The organism is Streptomyces sp. NPDC012835, assembly GCF_042900885.1.
Taxonomy (GTDB): Bacteria; Actinomycetota; Actinomycetes; order Streptomycetales; family Streptomycetaceae; genus Streptomyces.
This window is the reverse complement of record NZ_JBIBBW010000001.1, coordinates 785,195-804,070: the sequence shown is the minus strand read 5'-3', so window position 1 is coordinate 804,070 and position 18,876 is coordinate 785,195. Positions and strand designations below refer to the sequence as shown.

Below are 18,876 nucleotides of genomic sequence, written 5' to 3'. Positions count from 1 at the left end.
GTCCGCCGCGCCCGCACGTCGACGCACCCGCCGACGTGTCCTCGTACTCTTCGCTGCGCACCGCACTCGATATATATCGGAAGCCGAGATATCATGCCGTCATGACATCGAGGAACATGACCCGGGCCGCGTTCTTCGTCCTCACGGCTCTCACCGACCAGCCTCGGCACGGATACGGCATCCTGCGCGAGGTCGAGGAAGTGTCCAACGGAGAAGTGCGGTTGCGTGTCGGCACTCTGTACGGCGTCCTCGACCGCCTCACCACCGACGGCTTGACCGTGCTGGACCGCGAGGAGGTGCAGCAGGGCCGTCTCAGGCGCTACTACCGGCTCACCGACGAGGGCGTACAGGCCCTCTCCGAGGAGGCGGAGCGGATGGCGGCCGGCGCGGGCACCGCCAGGCGGAGGATCGCCGAGGGGCGCCGCGCCTCCGGCGCCGCGGCCGAATCGCCCGCCGGCCCCGGAATCGCGGGAGGATACGCATGACCACGCTCCTGGAGGCGCGCTACCGCGCCGTCCTGCGCCTGCTCCCCGCCTATTACCGTCGCGAGCGGGAGGAGGAGATGATCGAGACGTATCTGTGCGACATGGACCAGGACACCCAGGACCAGAGCAGGCCCACGCTGGGCGAGGTGGTGAGCGTCGCCGCCCTGGCGTTACGCTGCCGGCTCGGCGCCGCCGGAGCGCCCGGTCCGTACGTCCTGCTCGGCTCCACGGTGCGCCTCTTCGCGCTCTTCGCCGTCCTGCTCCAGGCCGCCGACGCGCTGAAGGGCCGCGCCCTCGAACTCACGTGGGCGTTCGGCGGGGACGGGACGGGACGGCGGCTGTTCCTCTCGACGTTCACCGACCACGGCCTCCTCTCCGCCACGGTCGCCGCCTTCGAGTGGATCCTGCCCCTGCTGTGGGTGGTCGCCTACTTCGCCGTTCTGCACGACCGCCGCCGCCTCGCCCGCGCGGCGGCTCTGTCGGCCGCGCTGCCCACCCTCTGGCCGTTCGTCGGACCGCTGGTGATGAGCACCATGACTCCGGCGGACTCGCTGTATCCCTTCGCCTGCGCGGCGCTCGCCTGGGTGCCGGCCCTCACGCTCTGCGCCGCCCACCACCGCGACGCGCCCCCGGCGCGGCTGCCCGTGGGCACCCCGGGACTCGCCCTGATGACCTGCTGCGTGGTGGTGGGTGCCTCGATCGTCCTGCTGCCCGCTGTCGCCGACGCGGCCTGGGCGCCCGTCACTTGCTTCCTCGTGGGCGCGCTCGGGTGGCTGCTGTGGCGGGGGCGGCGGGGCGCCCCGGGTTCTTCCGGCGGGAGTCTGGCCCTGGCTGTGCTGGGCGGGCTGCTCCTCCTGGTGCGCGTCGCCGACACCTATCCGTGGCTGGGTGGGGCAGCGCCCGGTGAGCTGATCGGCGGCGGCCTCGGGCAGACGGCCGCGCTCACCGTTCTCATCGCGGTTCTGGCGGTCGTGGGCCGACGTGACGCCGCCGCTCGCTGACCGTACGCCTCGTCGCTCCGCGCGCGTTGTCGCGGCGCCTCGCCGGTGGTCACCGTGTCCCGGGTGAAGGGCCGTCGCGCCCGGTCGGTGAGCCCCGGTGTGCGTTTGCGGGGAACCACGGGATCGAGGCAGAGGGGCGAACGGCAGGTGGCGTTCCGCGGCGGGGACACCGCCGCGGAACGCCACATGGGAACTGACGTCAGGTCAGGCGCCGGACTGGACCGGACCGATCACGGTGCCGGTCGTCACCTTGAGCGTGCCCTCGGCGAAGGACGTGCCGGGGATCTCCCCGCCCGGGGCCTGAAGCGTGAAGGACGCCTCGTCCGCTGCCGTACCGCTGCCGTCGTTCGGAACCTGGATGTCGAAGTGCACCGGGCTGCCCGGGCCGAAGGTCACCACGGTGTCCTGGTCGCCGTAGCGGCCGGCGGTGACACCGCTGTCCGAGCCGTGGTTCGAGAACCGCACATCGGTCGGCGAACCGGCCAGCTCGCACGGGTCGTACCCGCTCGGCGCGGTCAGTGTGACGCGGTAGTGACGGTGCCCCGCGCTGTTGGGTGCCGCGGTGATCTTCGCGGTGTGGTTGGCCGGACGGCACGCCGAGGGGGCGGCACCGCCGCTCGCCGCGGGCGCGGCCTGCGCGACTCCCACGCCGGCGGTGCCCACCAGCACGGTGGCGCTGAGGATGGCGGCTATCTTCCGGTTCGTACGCATCGTGAGTACTCCTTGCCTTGCTCAATGGCCCTGCGGCTGTTCCCCGGCGGAGCCATGGTCAACACCATCCCTGCCCGGCTGCCCCCGGGGAGAATGTTCCGAAACTGCCACAGGCGGGTCACCAGTACGTACGGGCGCGGCCCCACCCGGTCTTCCTGCCACGCGACGACCCGCGGACGGTGGGGCGGGACCCCGCGGACCGTCTCGGGCGTCGCGGGGTCGCGGGGGGAGCGCGGTGAGCGCAGAATAAGAGAAAACCACCGCGATTGGAGCACACGGTGATCCTCATCGGCATCATCCTGCTTGTGGTCGGATTCGTGACGAGCATCTCCGTTCTGTGGACGATCGGGATCGTCCTCGTCGCGATCGGCGCGATCCTCTGGGTGCTGGGCGCCCTCGGGCACGCGGTGGGCGGCAGGCGCCACTACTGGTGACCCGGTGGCCTCGGCGCCGGCGCGCCGAGGCCCCGTTCGCTGTCGCGGCGCAGAGCCCCGCGCACCGCCCAGAGGACGGAGATCAGGGGCACCGCGACCACGGCTCCGAGCACCCCGGCGGCGATCGCGCCGCCGATCACCGAGAGCGCCACCACGACCGGATGCAGGCGGACCGCCCAGCCCATCACGACGGGCTGGAGCAGATGGCCCTCGATCTGGCCGATCACCACGATGAGCGCGATCACGACGGCCGCCACCACGGGCCCCTTCAGCGCCAGGGCGACCACCGCCGCGACCGCCAGCGCGATCGGTGAGCCGATCAGCGGGACGAAGGTGGCGAAGAACTCCAGCAACGCCAGTGGGAACGCCAGCGGCACGCCCAGAGCCAACAGGGCCAGCCCGACGAGCACGGCGTTGGTCGCCGCCACCAGCACGATGCCATGGGTGTACCCGACGAAGGTCCCCCAGGCCGCGCGACCGGCGATCTCCGTCCGTGCGCGCGCCGCCGTCGGCAGTTGACCGCAGAACCAGCGCCACTGCCGCTCGCCCGAGTGGATGAAGAAGACCGAGCAGAAGACCGCCAGGGCGAAGACGGTCAGGACCTCGATGAATCGGCCCACCCCGCTGAGCGCCGTGCTGATCAGGACGGACCGGTGACTGGACAGGAAATGCCCGGCCCTGGCCCGGAGATCGGTCAGCGCTGTGGGGTTCAGCCGGAACGGCGGCCTTTCGAGCCGGCGCTCGATCCTGGAGAGACCATCGCCGAACTGCCGCTCCAGTTCCGTCATTTGCGCGGCCACCACCTCGCCGACGAGGGACAGCACCCCGAGGAGCAGCACGATGCTGCTGAGAAGTGCCACCGCGACGGCGAGCGACCGCGGCATCAGACGTTCCAGGAAGTCCGCCACCGGGCGCAGCATCGCCGCGCCGACCAGTCCGAGGAAGACCGCCACCGCCAGGTCGTGGAACCGTCCCAGGACGGCGAGCGCGGCGTACACGACCGCTGCCACGAGGAGGATCCGCCAGGCGTAGGCGGCGCTCGTCCGCAGCGTGGGGGCCACGTCCGGCTCCCCTCTCGGAGCGGACGCCGGGCGCCGTGTTCCGGCGCGCCGGGCTGCGGGGCCGCCGCCGCGTCGCGACGCCCGGCGCGAGACGGCGCGGATCCGGCGCCGCCGCCCGTCGCGCGGGAGGCCGGAATCCGGGAGGCCGGGCTCCGGAAGGTCGGGCTGCTGGTGCGATCGCCTGGGCATTCCTTGCTGGTACCAGACGACGGCGCGTCGTTCCGGTTCCCGCGACCGCGTGCGCGCGAAGTCACCCCCACAGGCGGATGCCCGGACCCAGCAGCCCACCGGAGCTGACCGGGGCCAGGGTCGGTCGGCAGCGCTGCTCGCCCCGCCCCCTGTGCCCCGCCCCTGGTCCCCAGGGCGCGTGATCCTGGTCGCGGACGCCGCGCACTGCGCGTCCCCCTACAGCGGCCTGGGCATGTCAGGTGGTCCGGTCGGCGCGTACGCGGAGGGTGCCCGTGGCACCGGCCGTTCAGCGGGTCCGGTTGTACGACGCCATCAGGCCGGCCGCGAGGACCGCGTCGACCACGGGGACGCCCAGCTCGTCTTCCAGGCGGGGACGGATGCCGATCGTGGTCAGTCCGGTGCAGGCGAGCAGCACGGTGTCCGCTCCCGACTCGACCAGCCGCGCCGCCGCCTCCAGTACCGCCACGCCGCCTCGGGGCGTGCCCAGGTCGGTCGTACGGCGCACATCGTGCGGGCGTACGGCGCCGGCGAAGTGGTCTCCGAGGATGGCGCGCACTCCGGGCGGCGCCTCATCGGTGATGCCCAGCACCCCGACGCGGGTCCCGAGGCCGAGCGACACGGCGGCCGCCGCCGCACCGGCCCCGATCACCGGTACGTCCACGGCCCGCCGAGTCTGTTCGAGCGCCGGGTCGGCGGCGCAGCTGATGATGAGGGCGCCGGCGCCCTCGGCGGCCATTTCGCGGGCCAGGGCCACGATCTTCGGCTCGGCGCGGCGCTCCGATTCCCGGTCGTGGATGCCGTACGGCTGCCCGGGGACGCACCGGGAGACGGTCGGGAAGCCGTAGTGACGTTCGAGGAGGCGGCCGTGTTCCGCGACCGCCTCCGCGTCTTCGCTGGTGAGGACCCGGATGATGCCGACGGGCTGCGCGGACGGCGCGGTCGGCGCGGACCGCACGGGCGAGGGGGCCGGTGCGGACGGCGGGGCGTACTGCATGCTGGTCGCTCCTCAGCGGTGGGAGTGCGACGGTCCGGGCCGTCGCGGTGGCCATGGCGGCGGTCGCGGCGGATCCGCGTGGCCGCCGGTGTGGATCGTGGCGGGCGTCGGGGAGCCGGGTCCTCGCCGGCGTCACCGTCAGCCGAAAGCGGCCACCGCCTCCGCGGCCATCCGTACCGCCAGCGCCCGCGCCAGCAGTACGGGGCGGCCCGCCGCCCGGGCCGCCGCGCGCCGCATCTCCTCCGTGTAGCCGATGCAGTCCAGGACGAGCCAGGAGCAGCCGTCGGCGGCGAGCGTACGCGCGGCCTCGGCGACCTCGGCGAGAGCGTCCTCCCGTGCCGCGTAGGGGTTGGCCCCGGCGGCCCGTACGGGACCGGGCAGCACGGCCGACCAGCGGCCGGCCACGTCCTCGGCCTGCGCCGGGTGCGGGCAGACGATCCCCACCGGGTCGTCCCCGACCAGGGCCGCGACGGCCCGCTGCACCAGCGGCTCGGCGAACAGCAGCGGCCGGGCGGAAGCGACGGCGGGGAAACGGCCCGTGCACAGTACGAGGGTCGCGGCGGCCCCGTCCCGCTCCGCGCGGGCCACCGCCTTCTCCATCCGCGGGATCAGCGCGGCGTGCCCGAGCAGCACGGAGCCGCCGTCGCGCAGCCGGGACACCAGGGGCGCCTCATCGGGCTCGGGAGCCAGCAGCCGACGGGTCCCGGCCTCGGCGTCGCCGTCGAAGCGGTCGTCGTCGAGGGCGCCGTGTTCGACCAGGCGCACGCCCGGCAGGAGTGGTTCGGCGTCCGGGCGCAGATCGGTGCGCGGGGCCTGACCGATGGTGACAAGGCCGAGAGCCGGGGTGTGCGCACGGCTTCCGCTGTCGGAGACGTCCATGACCGTTCCTTCGCGACGAGTGATGAGTGGTGGGTGGTGGGTGCTGAGCCGGCGGGCCGGCCGGTGGCGCCGTGGTGACGACGGCGCGCGACCGCCGTACGGACGAGCGCCGTGAGCGGCCGGCCCGCTCCGGTGGGTGGGAGCTGCCTACAGGGCCTTGGTCAGCTGCCCCACGTCGTTCAGCGAGCTGCCGGCGACCAGTCCCGCGCCGACCAGCGCGAGATCGTTCTCGGCCTGCTCGTCGGAGTCCTCGCGCGCCTCGGGATCGGTCAGACCACGACGGCGCCACACGATGTACCCGCGCCGGATGGCCAGCGCGCCGAGCACCATCCAGCCGGCGTTGGGCGTGGCCACGAGGAGTCCGGTGGCCAGCAGGACGCCCATCTGCCGGGACGACCCGCCGAGGAACTGGATCAGCGCGCCGGGAATGGCCCAGAGCAGCATGGTGCGCATGGTGCCCGGGTCGAGTCCGGTCTTGATGGTGGCGACGTACACCTCGGAGACCGGCGGAACGCGGCCGTCGGCGAAGAACGACTTCCAGGCGATGGCGACCACCACGAGAGCCACGGCGAAGCCGACGAGCTGGGCCAGGTACTGCTGGCGGCGGCCGTCCAGCTCGAACACCTTCCACGGGGTGGCGCCCCGGCGCAGCAGCCAGCCCGCCTTGAAGTCGTAGCCGATGTCGGCGAACGCGGGGCCGGTGGAGGCGGTGTAGCCCACCAGGAGGGCGAGCGGCACGGTCGGGATGTGCAGGACCAGACCGACGATGAGAACGATCAGGGTGACGGCGAAGGCCGGGAACCATCCGGAGTGCATCGCCGCCAGCCCCACGATGAGCTGGTGCACGAGGGCGGCGACGCCGGCCAGCACCACCCAGCCGATCAGGCCGGGCACGGACATTCCGCCGGCCACACCGCCGGCGACCGCGACCACGACGGCGCCGCACAGGAAGAGCGTCATGCCTTCCAGCAGGCCCCGGCGGAGCTGCGGGGTCCCGACCGTGGGCTCCTGAGCCTCGTCAGCGGCCGCGTCGCCGTCCGCCCGGACGCCCCCGTCCGCTGTGCGGGCGCCCGCCGGACGGTCCTTGCCACCGCTCTTGCGGCCCTTCATCAGCAGCACCGCCTGTACGAGGGCGACGAGCCCCGCACCGATCATCAAGCCGTGCGGCACATGCTCGGCCGAGAGGTCGACGTGCAGCACACCGGGGGCGTACTGGGCGACGGTCAGCCCGATCCCGAACATCAGCAGCGCCCAGATGTTGCCGAGGAAGCCGACACCCGCCGCGCTGGTGGGCAGCTTCAGCACCGCGCCGACCAGGCCGACCAGCGCGCCGGCGCCGAGCACGGCCGCCTTGCGCCCGCCGCTGTCGCCCGCCTTGATGGTCTCGGCCGCGGCGACGCCCGCTGGCCACGAGTTGGTGGCGGGCAGCAGCTTGGAGTCGAACACACGGAACAGCACCCAGCTGTCGACCGCCAGCCCGATGGCGGCGCCGCCCAGCACGGGCCACACCAGATCCGTACGGCCCAGGGCGAAGGGCACCGCGATGGGTGTGAGCAGGGAGTTGGCGGCGGCGAACGTGGCACCGGAGATCGCCGACTGCACCAGGTTCTGCCGGTGCTGGGAGCGCATCCGCGTCAGTATGCCGACCGGTATCCGGCCGATCAGCATCGCTATCAGCGCACCGATGACCGCCGTGTTCGGGGATATCCCGAGGGAGGTGATCAGCACGATGCCGATCAGGGCACCGAGGACCGACATCACGATCGTGATGATCAGCGTGATCGGTTCGAAGGCGCGCGGGTGCCTGGCCGGGGCCCCCGTCGTGTCCGACGGGGCGGCCGAGCCGGTGGGGGCGGTCGAGGCTCTCGGGTTCAAGGGGACTCCAGAAGGGACGGCGCGGCCGTACGGGTCGACGGCTGTGCGGGGCGACGGCCGTAGGGGGCTTGCGACAGTGCGTACCGCGTGTACCACCGCGGGCTGTGATGCGCGGGAGCGCGGGTCTCCCGGACCGCGGTGCGTCATTGCCCGAGCGGCTCGGGGGAGCGGATGGGGGCGGGCCCCGGTGCCGGTCCGCCGCCGGGGCGCGGCGGCGGACCGGCACCCCGATGGCGATCCGGCGGAATCCGGACGGGACAGCCCTAGGCGGGTGCCCCGGCCGGGGCGGCCTGGAGCCGGGTCATCGGCCCGTACAGCTCCACCAGGCGCGCGAACTCGTCCGGGTCGAGGAACCGGGCGCCCCCGCGCCCGAACTCCTTCGCCGTCTCGATCGCGAACCGGGCCGCCACCGCGATGTCGCCCTCGTGGCTGGCGCCGGTGGCACACCCGGCCACCGCCGTGCCGGCGGTGATCGCGAGGCCGACCACCGGGGCGTCGGTGGCGATGGCGGGCTGGAGTATGGAGTTGATGTGGTGCACCCCGTTGCCGTACGGGGTGATGTCCTGCGTCGTCACGGGAAGGACCCGGGCGGGCTCTCCCGTCACGCTCTCCAGGACGGACAGCAGGTCCTCGCTGACCCGCAGGATCCAGCCCTGACAGACGGTGGGGGACAGGGCGATCCCCCGGTGGTTGAGCAGCCGGTTGCCCTTGGTGGTGTCGATGGAGACGACCGCGTCCATCTCGGACGAGATCTCCTCCTGGTTGCAGATCAGGGTGTCCACCGGGGAATCCATGAAGGGTACGGGGTCGTGCGGACGAGTCGGCGCCCATCCGCACACATGTGTGGAAAGCATCACGTCGCCGTCCAGAACGTCACCCCGGGCGTGCATGTCGAGCAGCTTGGCGGCAGCGGACAGCGCGGCCACCGCGCCGTCGGCGTCGGAGACCAGGCCGATACGTTCCGGGCGGGCGCCCACTCCACCGAGCCGGCCGAGGATGCCGAGGGTGGGGGCGTCACCGCCGCCGAGCCGTCCGTTCCGGCCGGGAATCGTGACGGATACGAAGTCGGTACTGCCCTGGTCGCCGGTGACCGTGCGCACCTCGATCCGGGGCGCCGGCCGGTCGTCGGCACCGGCGTCCGCAGGAGCCTCGGCGGCGTCGGCCGCGGCGGTGGCCCGGACCGCCCGCAGACGCTCGGCGAGCAGCTCCCCGCTGGTCTGCGGACGGTCGAGGAGTTCGATGATCTCAAGGACGTGCTTCAGCAAGAGAGGGCCTCTCGGGACAGGGGTCGGGCGGTGCGGCGGCCTGACCTGACGGGCGGCGGGTGCGGTCGGCCGCATGGCGGAGCCCGGTTCCGGACGGGTCCGGACTGCTCCGGGCGTTCCGCCGCGCGGCCGTCGGCGGTTTCCGTGTGCGCGGTCCCTGGCGGGGGTTGCCCGTAGGGGATCGGCCGTGCGGTCCCGGGTCGTACCCGAAGCAGCACCCGAACCCGCACTCGCTCTCGCCGTACCGGCCGGGCCGTTCGGGGTCGGGCCCTACGGGGGTGTCCCGTCCGGGGTCCATCGCGATGGATTCACGCCAACGTGGCTCACAATCCGCCTCCCCGAGCGCGTAGCGCAATGTTTTCTCTATATGCGGGATTGTTTACGCTTCTGCCATGGCTGACAGCACTCCAGTAACAGACACGCCCCCTCCGCTCCAGACCGCCGACCGCGTCCTGAGCCTCCTGCTCTCCTTCGACCGCGAGCGTCCCGAGTGGGGGGTCACCGAGGTCGCCGCGGAGTTCGGCCTGGACAAATCGGTGGCGCAACGGCTGCTGGCCGCGCTCGCCTACCGGGGCTTCCTGGTCTCCGACGCCCGCTCCCGCCGGTACCGGCTCGGTCCCGCCGTCTGGCATCTGGCGCGGGTCTGGGAGCGGGACGGCGGGATGGCCAGTCTCGTCCGGCCCACTCTGCGGGCCATGGCGGAGGCGGTGGGGGTCGGGGCTCTGTTCGCCGTACCCGACGGGGTGCACATGCGCTGCGTCACGGCGGTGGACGGGGCGACCGGCCCCCTGCGCATCTACGGGCTGGCGGGCGAGCTGTATCCGGCGCACGCCGGCGCCACCTCGCGCGCCTACTTCGGTATGCTCGCGCCGGGTGACCGGGCGGCACTGCTGTACGGTCGGCCGATGGCCCGGTTCAGCGACCGCACGCTGACCGATCCCGCCCTGCTGGAGGAGCGCTTCGCCGAAGTGCGGCGCAACGGTTACGCGTACTCCGAAGGCGAGTACGATCCGGAAACCGCGGCGCTCGCGGCCCCCGTCATGGTGGGCAGGCGGCCGGTGGGCACCCTGTCCGTGGCCGCTCCGCTCGACGCGTTCCGGGCCCGCAAGACGGAACTCGTCGACCCCCTGCTCCACGCGGCGGCGGACCTGGGCAAACTGCTGACTCCGCTGCGGCCGTTGCGGGCCGGGCGACCGGGCAAGGGCTGAAGGACCCGCTCGGAAGGACCCGCTCGGAAGGGACCGTTCGGGAGGGCCCGTTCGCAAGGGGCCACTCCGAGGGGGCGGCCGTACCAAAGGGCCGCTCAGGAGGGGTCGCACCGCCGACGCCCGCCGCCGTGAAACCGTTGGCGTCCCCACCTCGCCACCCACGAATCATCGCCAGGAAAGGCCATCATGCGTCTGCTGCTGCTCTCGAACTCCACCGCGCCCGGACACGGTTACCTCGACCACGCCCGGGAGGAGATCGGCTCCGTACTCGACGGGGCGCGCCGGCTGGTCTTCGTGCCGTACGCCCTGGCCGACCGGGACGGCTACACCGCGCAGGTGGCCGAGGCCCTCGCGCCCCTGGGGGTGGAGGTGACCGGCGCTCACACCGCACCGGACCCGGCCGAACCGATACGGGGGGCCGAGGCGGTGTTCGTCGGTGGCGGCAACAGCTTCCGGCTGCTCACGGCGCTGTACCGGTACGACTTGGTCCGGGCGATCAGGGAACGGGTCGCCGCCGGCGCGGTCTACATGGGGTCCAGCGCGGGCACCAACATGGCCTGCCCCACCCTGCGCACCACCAACGACATGCCGATCGTCCAGCCGCCGTCGTTCGAGGCGTTGGGGCTGCTGCCGTTCCAGATCAACCCGCACTATCTGGACGCCCGGCCGGACACCGCGCACATGGGGGAGACCCGGGCGCAGCGGCTGGAGCAGTTCCTGGAGGAGAACGACGTGCCGGTGGTGGGCCTGCGCGAGGGGACCTGGCTGCGCCGGGAGGCGGACCGGCTCACGCTGGGCGGGATCGAGGCGGGCGGTGTCGTCTTCCGGCGCGGTGCGCGGCCTTCGGAGATCGGGCCCGGCCACGACCTGAGCGCACTGCTGCGGGAGGAGCCGCGCTTCGACACGGCGGCGTCCTGACCGGGCCGGTGAGACGGTCGCTGACGGCCCGACGGCCGGTCCGGCCCGGTGAGAGCGGGGGCCCGCGCCCGTACGCGCGCCGCGCGGGTTCAGGTGCGCAGGTGGGAGGCGCCGTTGACGTCGAGCACCGTGCCGGACGCCCAGGTGGCCTCCGGCGAGGCGAGATAGAGCACCGCGGCGGCCACTTCCTCGGGGGTCCCGACCCGGCCGAAGGGGCTCTGGTCGCGCAGCGCCCCGCCCTCCGGGCCGGCCAGCTTGCCGGCCTGCCGCTCGGTCGCGACGAAGCCGGGCGCCACGGAGGCCACCGCGATGCCGTGCGGCGCCAGCGCGACGGCCATCGACTGCCCGAAAGCGTGCAGAGCGGCCTTGCCCGCCCCGTACGCGGGGAAGTCGGGCTCGCCCCGGAAGGCGCCCCGTGACCCGATGTTGACGATGCTGCCGGGCTCGCCGCGCTCGATGAGGTGGCGCGCGACCCCGTAGGTGACGTTCACCGAGCCCAGCAGGTTGACCTGGATCATGCGCTGCCAGATCTCCTGCCAGTCCGTATAGGAGACGTCGGCCACCGCGTGACGGTTGTCGGCCCCCGGTGCGAGCGCGGCGTTGTTCACCAGGACATCGACTCCGCCCAGAGCCCGCACGGCCTCCTCGACGACGCCCCGGGCCACCTCGGCGTCCGCGAGATCGCCGCCGACCAGCACATGCCCCTCGCCGGGCAACTCCCGCAGCGTCCGCTCCGCGTCCTCGCGCCGCGTCGCGTAGTGCACCGCCACCCGGTCACCGCGTTCGGCGAACGCCCGGGCCACCGCCCGGCCGATTCCCCGCGACGCTCCGGTGACCAGCACTCGCCTCATGGGCATACCGCGACTCCTCACTGCTCGCTGTCCGTCGGGCGTCGGGCCTGTTCCGCACCTGGCCGGCCCTGTTCCGCACCCGTTTCGCACCTGTCCGACGGCTCACACTAGAGCGCGTGTCGAGTCGTGATCAATCGGTGGTCCGGGTGTGGTCCTCGATCCGGATCGCTTCCTTGATCGCCGCGATGAGTTCGGGTAGTTGTGCGAACCGGTCGGGGTCGGCCAGTGCCGACCCGAGTGACACCGCCGAGGCCCCGGCGGCGAGGAATTCCCTGGTGTTGGTGAGGTTCATGCCGCCGGTCGCGACGAAGCGCGCCTCGGGGAACGGGCCGTGCATCGCGGTGATCCAGCCGGGACCGAGTGCGGCCGCGGGGAACGCCTTGAGCCAGGTGAGCCCGAGGGCCTCGGCCTGCTGGATGTCCGAGGCGGTCGCGACGCCCGGCAGGTGCGGCAGGCCCGCCGCGAGTGATGCCTCGGCGACTTCGCGGGAGAAGCCGGGAGCCACGGTGAAGCCCGCGCCCGCCTCCACCGCCCGCTCGACCCGCTCGACGGTGGTCACCGTGCCGGCGCCCACCACGGCTCCGCGCTCCCGCCCGGCCTCGACCGCGGCGCGCAGGGCGGCCACCGCCGTCTCGTTCTGCACGGGCACCTCGACGAGCCGGATCCCGACGTCCCACGCCCGTCGGCTCACCTCCACCGTGCGTGCGACATCGAAGCCGCGCAGGATGGCCATGAGCGGCAGTGTGTCGAACGCGTCCTGGAACAGCCGTCCGGACGCGGTGTCCAGGGGATTCATGGGCTTGATCGGTTTCATTGGGTCCACCCGAGTGTGCGAGAGACGGCCGGTGCGGTGTGTCCGATGGCCGGGAGAAGCGTGTGCGGGACGAGGTCGGTCCGCGCCTTCACCGCGGGGACCGCGAAGGCCGTGCGTACGGTGCCGGTGCCGCCCGGGACCGTTCGTCGCGCGGCCGGGTGCTGCGGGCCCTCGCTCAGCAGCTCCGGGATCCGGATGGATCGCTCGACCGCCTGGCTCATCGGACCGTACCGTCCGGGTCGAGCGCCGGGCGGCGCAGAGACGTGGCGTCGGCGTGGTCCTCGACCGAGCCGAGCGCGAAGGCGGCGACCCGGTGCCCCAGACGCAGCCTCTCGGCGGGCGGTTCGTCCCGCAGCCACGCCGACAGGTAGCCCGCCGCGAACGCGTCTCCCGCTCCGACCGGCTCGACCACGGCGACCGGCTCGGCGGGAACGAACGTGCCCGCGCCCGGGCCCCTGTTCGCTTCGAACAGCACGGCGCCGACCTCCGCGTTCTTCACCACCACGCTCACGGAGGGACCGATGAGGTCGCGTACGTCCTCGGCGGTCGTGGTGCCCCAGACCTCCGCCGCCTCGTCGAGCCCGACGAACACGACGTCGGCCTGCCGGGCCAGGGCGAGCAGCGGCGCGTGGGCGTCTTCGGTACTCCAGAGCGCCGGGCGGTAGTTGACATCGAACGAGCGGAGTACCCCGGCCTCGCGTGCGCGGTCGAGCAGGGCGGTGGCGGTACGGGCGCAGCCGGCCGACAGCGCGGCGGTGACGCCCGACAGGTGCACCAGCCGCGCCCGGGCGATCGGGAGTGTGTCCAGATACGCGGGGGTGAGCCCGGAGGCCGCCGACCCGGTCCGGTAGTAGTGCACCCGGGTGCCGCCCTCGGGGGAGGGGTCCTTGAAGTAGACGGCCGTGGGGGCGGCGGGGTCCCGCTCGACGTAGCGCACGTCCACCCCGGGCCGGGCGACCGCCGCGACCACCCTGTCACCGAGCGGATCGCTGCCCACCCGGCTCGCCCATGCCACCCGGTGTCCGAGATCGGCGAGGTACTGTGCGACGTTCGACTCGGCGCCCGCGACCGAGAGGGACGCGTCGGGCGCGGTGGCGAGGGGCCTGCCCTGCCGGGGCGTCACCAGGACCATGGCCTCCCCGAGGCACAGGACTTCGTGGTCTGACACTTCTTCCGCACCTCTGCGTATTCGGTGGCGATTGACGGTTGCCGCGGGCGTGGCCGAACTGGTCGTCCGCGTACGGCTGTCGCGGTCGGATGGATCAGTCACGGCGGCGGCGTGCCGGGCCCGCCGGCCGCGAGACCGCGCAGGAACCCGTCGACCAGGGAGACCTGTACGGACTCGGGGAACCGTCCGGGGTCGAAGAGGGCCTGGACGACCAGGCCGTGGGTGAACGCGACGGCTGTGGCGGCGAGTTGGTCCGGGTCGGCGTCGGCCGGGAGTTCGCCCCGGTCGCGGGCCGCCTCGATGTGCGGCCGGATCGCGGTGCGCATGCGCGCGTAACGCTCCAACTGGCCGGAACCCAGCTGTTCGTCGGCGAGCGCGAGATCCCAGGAGCTGACCCAGACCCGGTTGCGGGCCGTGTCGTCCTCGGTGAGCGGCAGGATGTCCAGCAGCACCGCACGCAGAGCGGCCAGCCCCGCGACGGGTCTGCCGCGCCGGGGACGCTCGGCGGTGCGTTTCTCCAGGACGTCCAGGGCGTGGGCGACCAGCGCCCGTTTGGTCGGGAAGTAGTGCATGAGCATCCCGGTCGAGACATCCATCTCGGCGGCGACGGCGCGCAGGGTCAGCCCGCCGAACCCCTTGTCCGCGAGCGTCCGCCACACCGCCTCCGAGACGTCCTCGCGGCGGGCATCGCGGTCTCCTCGTGCGGGCGGCATGCTGTTACCTTACATACCGAACACTCGTTACGTACCTGCTTCCGTCAGGTCCCGCGTCGAAATGAGGCCGCCGTGTACGCGCTCCCCCTGGGCGACAACGCCCTGCTCCGCCCGCTCGAACCCTGGCGGGCACCGGAGTTCCTCGCCCACATCGACCGCGCCCGGCCCCACGTCGACCCCTGGATTCCCTGGGCGACCTTCTCCACCGATCTGGCCTCGGCCACCTCGGTCCTCCAGCGGTACGCGGACAACCAGGCCAAGGACACGGCGCGGATCCACGGCATCTGGCTGGACGGCACACTGGTCGGCGGCGTCATGTTCACCACCTTCGACGCCGCCTCCGGGGTCTGTGAGATCGGCTGCTGGCTGGAGTCGGCGGGGGAGGGGCGGGGGCTGGTCACCAGGGCCTCCCGGGCGCTGATCGACTGGGCGTTCGGGGAGCGCGGGATGAGCCGGGTCGAGTGGTGGGCCGCCGTGGGCAACACCCGCAGCGCCGAGACCGCCCGCCGGCTCGGTATGACCCGCGACGGGGTGCTCCGGCAGCGCTACCCGTACCGCGGGGTCCGGCACGACAAGGAGATCTGGTCCGTACTCGCCGACGAGTGGCCCCTCTCCCCGCCGCCGCTGTCCGGCTCCCGGGACACCCCGGCCACCGCCGCGCCCTTCGCCGTACGGGAGACGGACGTGTAGGGCATCGGTCCGAAGGGCGCCGACCCGGCGGGCGGTGTCCCCGAAGTCCCGGCCCCTTAGCGGTCGTTCAGTCGGACGGCGGGCCGTCCGACGCGGACTGGACGCGCGTCGTGTTCGACCCGAGAATGACTCTGCGATCCGCGAACAGTCCGAACAGGTCATCTCTCAAGGGGTGTTCATGCGTCGTCTGCTCATCGGACTCACCGCTCTCGCGGTCCTGGCCCCGCTCACCGCCTGCGGTTCGTCGGACTCCCCGGGCGGACGGCGGGACGACGGCACGGTCGCGATCACCGTGGGGGTCATCCCCATCGTGGATGTCGCTCCCCTCTACCTCGGTGAGAAACAGGGCTTCTACCGCGACCGCGGTATCGACCTGACGCTCAGGACCGCCCAGGGCGGCGCCGCGATCGTGCCCGGCGTGATCAGCGGACAGTTCCAGTTCGGCTTCTCCAACGTGACCTCCCTGATGATCGCCCGGTCCCACAAGGTCCCGGTCAGGGCCGTGGCGAACGGCGGCGCCTCGACCGGCGAGGACGGCGCGGACGTCGGAGGCATCACCGTCGGCAAGGACAGCGCGGTCAAGACGGCCAAGGACCTCGCGGGCAGGAAGGTCGCCGTCAACACGCTGAAGAACATCGGTGACACCTCGGTACGGCAATCGGTGCGCAAGGCGGGCGGCGACCCGGACCGGGTCACCTTCGTCGAGCTGGCCTTCGACCAGATGGCCGCCGCCCTCGACAGCGGCCAGGTCGACGCCGCCTGGGCGGTGGAGCCCGCACTCTCCACCATCAAGGGCAGAGGGGGCAGGGTGATCGCCTCCAACTTCGTCGATGTGGCGCCCGATCTCACCGTGGCCCTGTACTTCACCTCCGTCCCGTACGAGCGCCGCAACCCCGAGCTGGTCGAGAACTTCCGGGCGGCCACCAAGGAATCGCTCGCCTACGCCACCGCACACCCCGACGAGGTACGGGAGATCCTCACCACCTACACCCGGATCCCCGAGGCGACCCGGCGCGCGATGACGCTGCCGCACTGGCCCCAGGAACCCAACCGGGCGTCGATCGAGGTGCTGGCCGCGCTCGGCACCGAGGACGGCCTCTTCACATCGGCTCCCGACCTGGACGAGCTGCTGCCATGACGGCCACGACCGGCGCCGGGAGCGGGGCTGGCCCCGGCGCCGGCGCGTCGTCCGGCCCCGGCGCCGCCGACCCGCCCCACGCCCTCCTCGGCGGCGCCGGGATCCTCGGCTTCCTCGCCTGCTGGGAGACCGTCTCCCGGACCGGCGTCGTCTCCGCCGACTTCTTCCCGCCCGCCACCCGGGTCCTGCGTGCCCTGGCCGCCGAGGCCGCCGACCCCGCGTTCTGGTCGGCCCTCGGCGACACCCTCACCGGGTGGGCCCTCGGCCTCCTCGTCGCCACCACCGGCGCCGTCGCCCTCGGGACCCTGATCGAGGTCGTACCGTATCTGCGCGAGGCGACGGCCTCGACCATCGAGTTCCTGCGCCCCATCCCCTCCGTCGCGCTGATTCCGCTCGCCGTCCTCCTCTACGGCACCGACCTGCGGTCCACCCTGCTCCTGGTCGTCTACGCCGCCTTCTGGCAGGTCCTCGTCCAGGTCCTGCACGGCATCCAGGACGTCGATCCGGTCGCCGCCGAGACCGCCCGCTCCTACGGCCTCGGCACCTGGGCGAGAATCCGCCACCTGCTGTGGCCCACCGCGCTGCCGTACGTCATGACGGGCGTCCGGCTGGCCGCCGCCGTGGCCCTGATCCTCGCCGTCACCGCCGAACTGGTCATCGGCGCGCCGGGGCTCGGGTCCCGGATCGCCGTCGCCCAGACCTCCCAGGCCGTCCCCGAGATGTACGCCCTCGTGGTCGTCACCGGACTGCTCGGGGTGCTGATCAACCTCGGGGCGAGAGGGGTGGAGCGCCGGACCCTGTTCTGGCACCAGTCCGTACGCGGGGAGGCCGCCCCGTGAGACACGCCCTGCGCCGGGCGCTGTTCACCGTCGTACCGCCGGCCCTGCTCCTCCTCCTGTGGCTGACCGCCTCGGCCGGCGCCACCAGCGTCTACTTCCCGCCCCTGCGGACCATCCTCGGCGTCTTCGGCGACGTGTGGAACGCCGACCGGCTCGCCCACGACGTCCTGCCCAGCCTCGCCCGGCTGGCCGCCGGATACGCGATCGGGGCCGTCGCCGGGGTGGCCGCCGGGATTCTCGTCGGGACATACCGCTGGGTGCGGGCGACGGCCGAACCCGTGCTGGAGTTCCTGCGGGCCGTTCCGCCGCCGGTGCTGGTGCCGGTCATCATGCTGTTCGCCGGCATCGGCGACACGATGAAGATCGTGGTCATCGCGAGCGGCACGGTCTGGCCCGTCCTCCTCAACACCGTGGAAGGCGTCCGCGCCGTCGACTCCGTCCTGTCCGAGACGGCCCGCTGCTACGGCGTCACCGGGATCGACCGGCTGCGCCGTCTGACCCTGCCATCGGCGAGCCCGCGGATTTTCGCGGGCCTGCGCCAGGCGCTCTCCATCGGCCTCATCCTGATGGTCATCAGCGAGATGTTCGCGGCCAGCAACGGCCTGGGCTTCGCCGTCGTCCAGTTCCAACGCGGGTTCGCGATCCCCGAGATGTGGAGCGGCATCCTGCTCCTCGGGCTGCTCGGGTTCGTACTGGCCACGCTGTTGCGGCTGGTCGAGCGCCGGGCCCTGCGCTGGTACCACGGTCTGCGCGCGGCCGGACGGCCGTCATGAAGGGAAGCCCCATGCTGGACGTGCGCGGCCTGGCGAAGACCTACGACGGGCACGGCCGCCGGGTGGAGGCGATCCGCGATCTCACCTTCGGCGTCGCCGCCGGTGAGCTGTGCTGCCTGGTCGGCCCGTCCGGCTGCGGCAAGACCACGCTGCTCAAATGTGTCGGCGGACTCCTCGCCCCGACCTCCGGCGAGGTCCTGCTGAACGGCCGGCGTGTCACCGGACCGCCACCCGCGATGGCCGTCGTCCTCCAGGAGTACGGCCGCAGCCTCTTCCCCTGGATGAGCGTGCGCGCCAACGTCGAACTGCCGCTGCGCCGGAAGAAGCCGCTCGGCAAGGAGCGCCGCCGCGCGCTGGTGGCCGACGCGCTGCGGGCCGTCGATCTCGCGGACGCGGGCGCCGCCTACCCCTGGCAGCTCTCGGGCGGCATGCAGCAGCGGGTGGCGATCGCCCGCGCCCTGGCGTACGAGCCCGAAGTGCTGCTCATGGACGAGCCGTTCGCCGCCGTGGACGCCCAGACTCGCGCGGAGCTGGAGGATCTCGTCCGCCGGCTCTGGCGGGAGCGCGGCATGACGATCCTCTTCATCACCCACGACATCGACGAGGCCGTCTACCTCGGGCAGCGCGTCCTGATCCTGTCCGCCTCGCCCACGGTCGTGCGCGCACAGCTGACGGTCGATCTGCCGGCCGACCGGGACCAGCTCACCACCCGGGCCGAGCCCCGGTTCGCCGAGCTGCGCGCCCAGGTGTACGAGCGGATCCAGGCCGCGATCCACCCGGGCCGGGGCTGAGCGGCGCCGGTTCCCGCCCCCCGGCGACCGAAGTTCCCTGTCCCCGGCCGTGTCCGCACGCAGGTCGGCGCCCCCGCGC

The 18,876-nt window shown here is 73.0% G+C and carries 21 protein-coding genes; 10 read left to right on the top strand and 11 right to left on the bottom strand.

The window, feature by feature from the left end:
* Positions 1-116 precede the first annotated feature (116 nt).
* On the top strand, positions 117-485 hold the full coding sequence (locus tag ACFY6S_RS03380; protein WP_388822917.1) for a PadR family transcriptional regulator: 369 nt from the start codon (positions 117-119) through the stop codon (positions 483-485).
* Positions 482-1,486, top strand: a complete 1,005-nt coding sequence (locus tag ACFY6S_RS03375) for a hypothetical protein (protein ID WP_388822145.1) — start codon at positions 482-484, stop codon at positions 1,484-1,486. Before ACFY6S_RS03380 ends, ACFY6S_RS03375 begins: the two co-directional genes overlap by 4 nt.
* Before the next feature lie 204 nt (positions 1,487-1,690).
* Here ACFY6S_RS03375 and ACFY6S_RS03370 read toward each other — a convergent pair whose 3' ends face one another.
* The gene (locus ACFY6S_RS03370; protein ID WP_388822142.1) at positions 1,691-2,197 is read right to left on the bottom strand and encodes a DUF4232 domain-containing protein; all 507 of its coding nucleotides are present in this window, start codon (positions 2,195-2,197) and stop codon (positions 1,691-1,693) included.
* 278 nt (positions 2,198-2,475) lie between these two features.
* Here ACFY6S_RS03370 and ACFY6S_RS03365 point away from each other — a divergent pair, with 278 nt between their 5' ends.
* Positions 2,476-2,631, top strand: a complete 156-nt coding sequence (locus ACFY6S_RS03365) for a DUF6131 family protein (protein ID WP_388822915.1) — start codon at positions 2,476-2,478, stop codon at positions 2,629-2,631.
* Here ACFY6S_RS03365 and ACFY6S_RS03360 read toward each other — a convergent pair.
* The 5 genes from ACFY6S_RS03360 to ACFY6S_RS03340 all read right to left on the bottom strand — a co-directional run bounded on the left by ACFY6S_RS03360 (position 2,622) and on the right by ACFY6S_RS03340 (position 8,894).
* Entirely contained in the window at positions 2,622-3,692 is a 1,071-nt protein-coding gene (locus ACFY6S_RS03360; RefSeq protein WP_388822139.1) for an AI-2E family transporter, read from the bottom strand. The two genes, ACFY6S_RS03365 and ACFY6S_RS03360, sit on opposite strands and share 10 nt — an antisense overlap.
* Before the next feature lie 475 nt (positions 3,693-4,167).
* Positions 4,168-4,875, bottom strand: a complete 708-nt coding sequence (locus ACFY6S_RS03355; protein ID WP_388822136.1) for an aspartate/glutamate racemase family protein — start codon at positions 4,873-4,875, stop codon at positions 4,168-4,170.
* A gap of 138 nt (positions 4,876-5,013) precedes the next feature.
* Positions 5,014-5,754, bottom strand: a complete 741-nt coding sequence (locus ACFY6S_RS03350) for an AroM family protein (protein ID WP_388822133.1) — start codon at positions 5,752-5,754, stop codon at positions 5,014-5,016.
* 147 nt (positions 5,755-5,901) lie between these two features.
* Positions 5,902-7,629 carry an OPT family oligopeptide transporter gene (locus ACFY6S_RS03345; RefSeq protein WP_388822130.1) on the bottom strand — a complete coding sequence of 576 codons (1,728 nt, stop codon included), beginning with the start codon at positions 7,627-7,629 and terminating at the stop codon, positions 5,902-5,904.
* A 263-nt stretch (positions 7,630-7,892) separates the two neighbouring features.
* Entirely contained in the window at positions 7,893-8,894 is a 1,002-nt protein-coding gene (locus tag ACFY6S_RS03340) for a DUF1177 domain-containing protein (RefSeq protein WP_388822127.1), read from the bottom strand.
* 392 nt (positions 8,895-9,286) lie between these two features.
* Between ACFY6S_RS03340 and ACFY6S_RS03335 the strand changes: the two genes are divergently transcribed.
* On the top strand, positions 9,287-10,102 hold the full coding sequence (locus ACFY6S_RS03335; protein WP_388822124.1) for an IclR family transcriptional regulator: 816 nt from the start codon (positions 9,287-9,289) through the stop codon (positions 10,100-10,102).
* A 186-nt stretch (positions 10,103-10,288) separates the two neighbouring features.
* Positions 10,289-11,020, top strand: a complete 732-nt coding sequence (gene pepE / locus ACFY6S_RS03330) for a dipeptidase PepE (protein WP_388822121.1) — start codon at positions 10,289-10,291, stop codon at positions 11,018-11,020.
* A gap of 89 nt (positions 11,021-11,109) precedes the next feature.
* Here the strand turns inward: pepE and ACFY6S_RS03325 are convergent, their stop codons facing one another.
* The 5 genes from ACFY6S_RS03325 to ACFY6S_RS03305 form a co-directional block, all read right to left on the bottom strand.
* A complete protein-coding gene (locus tag ACFY6S_RS03325) occupies positions 11,110-11,871 on the bottom strand; it encodes an SDR family NAD(P)-dependent oxidoreductase (protein WP_388822913.1) in 762 nt (253 codons plus the stop codon).
* Positions 11,872-12,001: 130 nt separating this feature from the next.
* Positions 12,002-12,667, bottom strand: a complete 666-nt coding sequence (locus tag ACFY6S_RS03320; RefSeq protein WP_389461331.1) for a bifunctional 4-hydroxy-2-oxoglutarate aldolase/2-dehydro-3-deoxy-phosphogluconate aldolase — start codon at positions 12,665-12,667, stop codon at positions 12,002-12,004.
* Positions 12,668-12,681: 14 nt separating this feature from the next.
* Entirely contained in the window at positions 12,682-12,906 is a 225-nt protein-coding gene (locus ACFY6S_RS03315; protein WP_388822115.1) for a hypothetical protein, read from the bottom strand.
* Positions 12,903-13,853, bottom strand: coding sequence for a sugar kinase (locus ACFY6S_RS03310; protein WP_388822112.1), 951 nt, complete (start codon positions 13,851-13,853; stop codon positions 12,903-12,905). Before ACFY6S_RS03310 ends, ACFY6S_RS03315 begins: the two co-directional genes overlap by 4 nt.
* A gap of 98 nt (positions 13,854-13,951) precedes the next feature.
* Complete coding sequence (locus tag ACFY6S_RS03305; protein WP_388822109.1) at positions 13,952-14,566, bottom strand: TetR/AcrR family transcriptional regulator; 615 nt, start codon at positions 14,564-14,566, stop codon at positions 13,952-13,954.
* A 72-nt stretch (positions 14,567-14,638) separates the two neighbouring features.
* Here ACFY6S_RS03305 and ACFY6S_RS03300 point away from each other — a divergent pair, with 72 nt between their 5' ends.
* From ACFY6S_RS03300 to ACFY6S_RS03280, 5 genes are all read left to right on the top strand, one after another.
* Positions 14,639-15,256 (top strand): GNAT family N-acetyltransferase, encoded by a 618-nt coding sequence (locus ACFY6S_RS03300; protein ID WP_388822106.1) that lies wholly within the window; start codon positions 14,639-14,641, stop codon positions 15,254-15,256.
* 178 nt (positions 15,257-15,434) lie between these two features.
* The gene (locus tag ACFY6S_RS03295; protein WP_388822103.1) at positions 15,435-16,394 is read left to right on the top strand and encodes an ABC transporter substrate-binding protein; all 960 of its coding nucleotides are present in this window, start codon (positions 15,435-15,437) and stop codon (positions 16,392-16,394) included.
* Entirely contained in the window at positions 16,391-17,233 is an 843-nt protein-coding gene (locus ACFY6S_RS03290) for an ABC transporter permease (protein WP_388822100.1), read from the top strand. Before ACFY6S_RS03295 ends, ACFY6S_RS03290 begins: the two co-directional genes overlap by 4 nt.
* Positions 17,230-18,006 (top strand): ABC transporter permease, encoded by a 777-nt coding sequence (locus ACFY6S_RS03285; RefSeq protein WP_388822097.1) that lies wholly within the window; start codon positions 17,230-17,232, stop codon positions 18,004-18,006. The genes ACFY6S_RS03290 and ACFY6S_RS03285 overlap by 4 nt, the downstream gene beginning before the upstream one ends.
* 11 nt (positions 18,007-18,017) lie before the next feature.
* Entirely contained in the window at positions 18,018-18,797 is a 780-nt protein-coding gene (locus tag ACFY6S_RS03280; RefSeq protein WP_388822094.1) for an ABC transporter ATP-binding protein, read from the top strand.
* Positions 18,798-18,876: the final 79 nt, after the last annotated feature.

Excerpts from the sequence above, each read along its gene's own strand:
- ACFY6S_RS03380 (WP_388822917.1), top strand. The coding sequence starts at position 117 with ATGACCCGGGCCGCGTTCTTCGTCCTCACGGCTCTCACCGACCAGCCT.
- ACFY6S_RS03375 (WP_388822145.1), top strand. The coding sequence starts at position 482 with ATGACCACGCTCCTGGAGGCGCGCTACCGCGCCGTCCTGCGCCTGCTC.
- ACFY6S_RS03370 (WP_388822142.1), bottom strand. The coding sequence starts at position 2,197 with ATGCGTACGAACCGGAAGATAGCCGCCATCCTCAGCGCCACCGTGCTG.
- ACFY6S_RS03355 (WP_388822136.1), bottom strand. The coding sequence starts at position 4,875 with ATGCAGTACGCCCCGCCGTCCGCACCGGCCCCCTCGCCCGTGCGGTCC.
- ACFY6S_RS03350 (WP_388822133.1), bottom strand. The coding sequence starts at position 5,754 with ATGGACGTCTCCGACAGCGGAAGCCGTGCGCACACCCCGGCTCTCGGC.
- ACFY6S_RS03335 (WP_388822124.1), top strand. The coding sequence starts at position 9,287 with ATGGCTGACAGCACTCCAGTAACAGACACGCCCCCTCCGCTCCAGACC.
- pepE (WP_388822121.1), top strand. The coding sequence starts at position 10,289 with ATGCGTCTGCTGCTGCTCTCGAACTCCACCGCGCCCGGACACGGTTAC.
- ACFY6S_RS03325 (WP_388822913.1), bottom strand. The coding sequence starts at position 11,871 with ATGAGGCGAGTGCTGGTCACCGGAGCGTCGCGGGGAATCGGCCGGGCG.
- ACFY6S_RS03320 (WP_389461331.1), bottom strand. The coding sequence starts at position 12,667 with ATGAATCCCCTGGACACCGCGTCCGGACGGCTGTTCCAGGACGCGTTC.
- ACFY6S_RS03315 (WP_388822115.1), bottom strand. The coding sequence starts at position 12,906 with ATGAGCCAGGCGGTCGAGCGATCCATCCGGATCCCGGAGCTGCTGAGC.
- ACFY6S_RS03305 (WP_388822109.1), bottom strand. The coding sequence starts at position 14,566 with ATGCCGCCCGCACGAGGAGACCGCGATGCCCGCCGCGAGGACGTCTCG.
- ACFY6S_RS03295 (WP_388822103.1), top strand. The coding sequence starts at position 15,435 with ATGCGTCGTCTGCTCATCGGACTCACCGCTCTCGCGGTCCTGGCCCCG.
- ACFY6S_RS03290 (WP_388822100.1), top strand. The coding sequence starts at position 16,391 with ATGACGGCCACGACCGGCGCCGGGAGCGGGGCTGGCCCCGGCGCCGGC.
- ACFY6S_RS03280 (WP_388822094.1), top strand. The coding sequence starts at position 18,018 with ATGCTGGACGTGCGCGGCCTGGCGAAGACCTACGACGGGCACGGCCGC.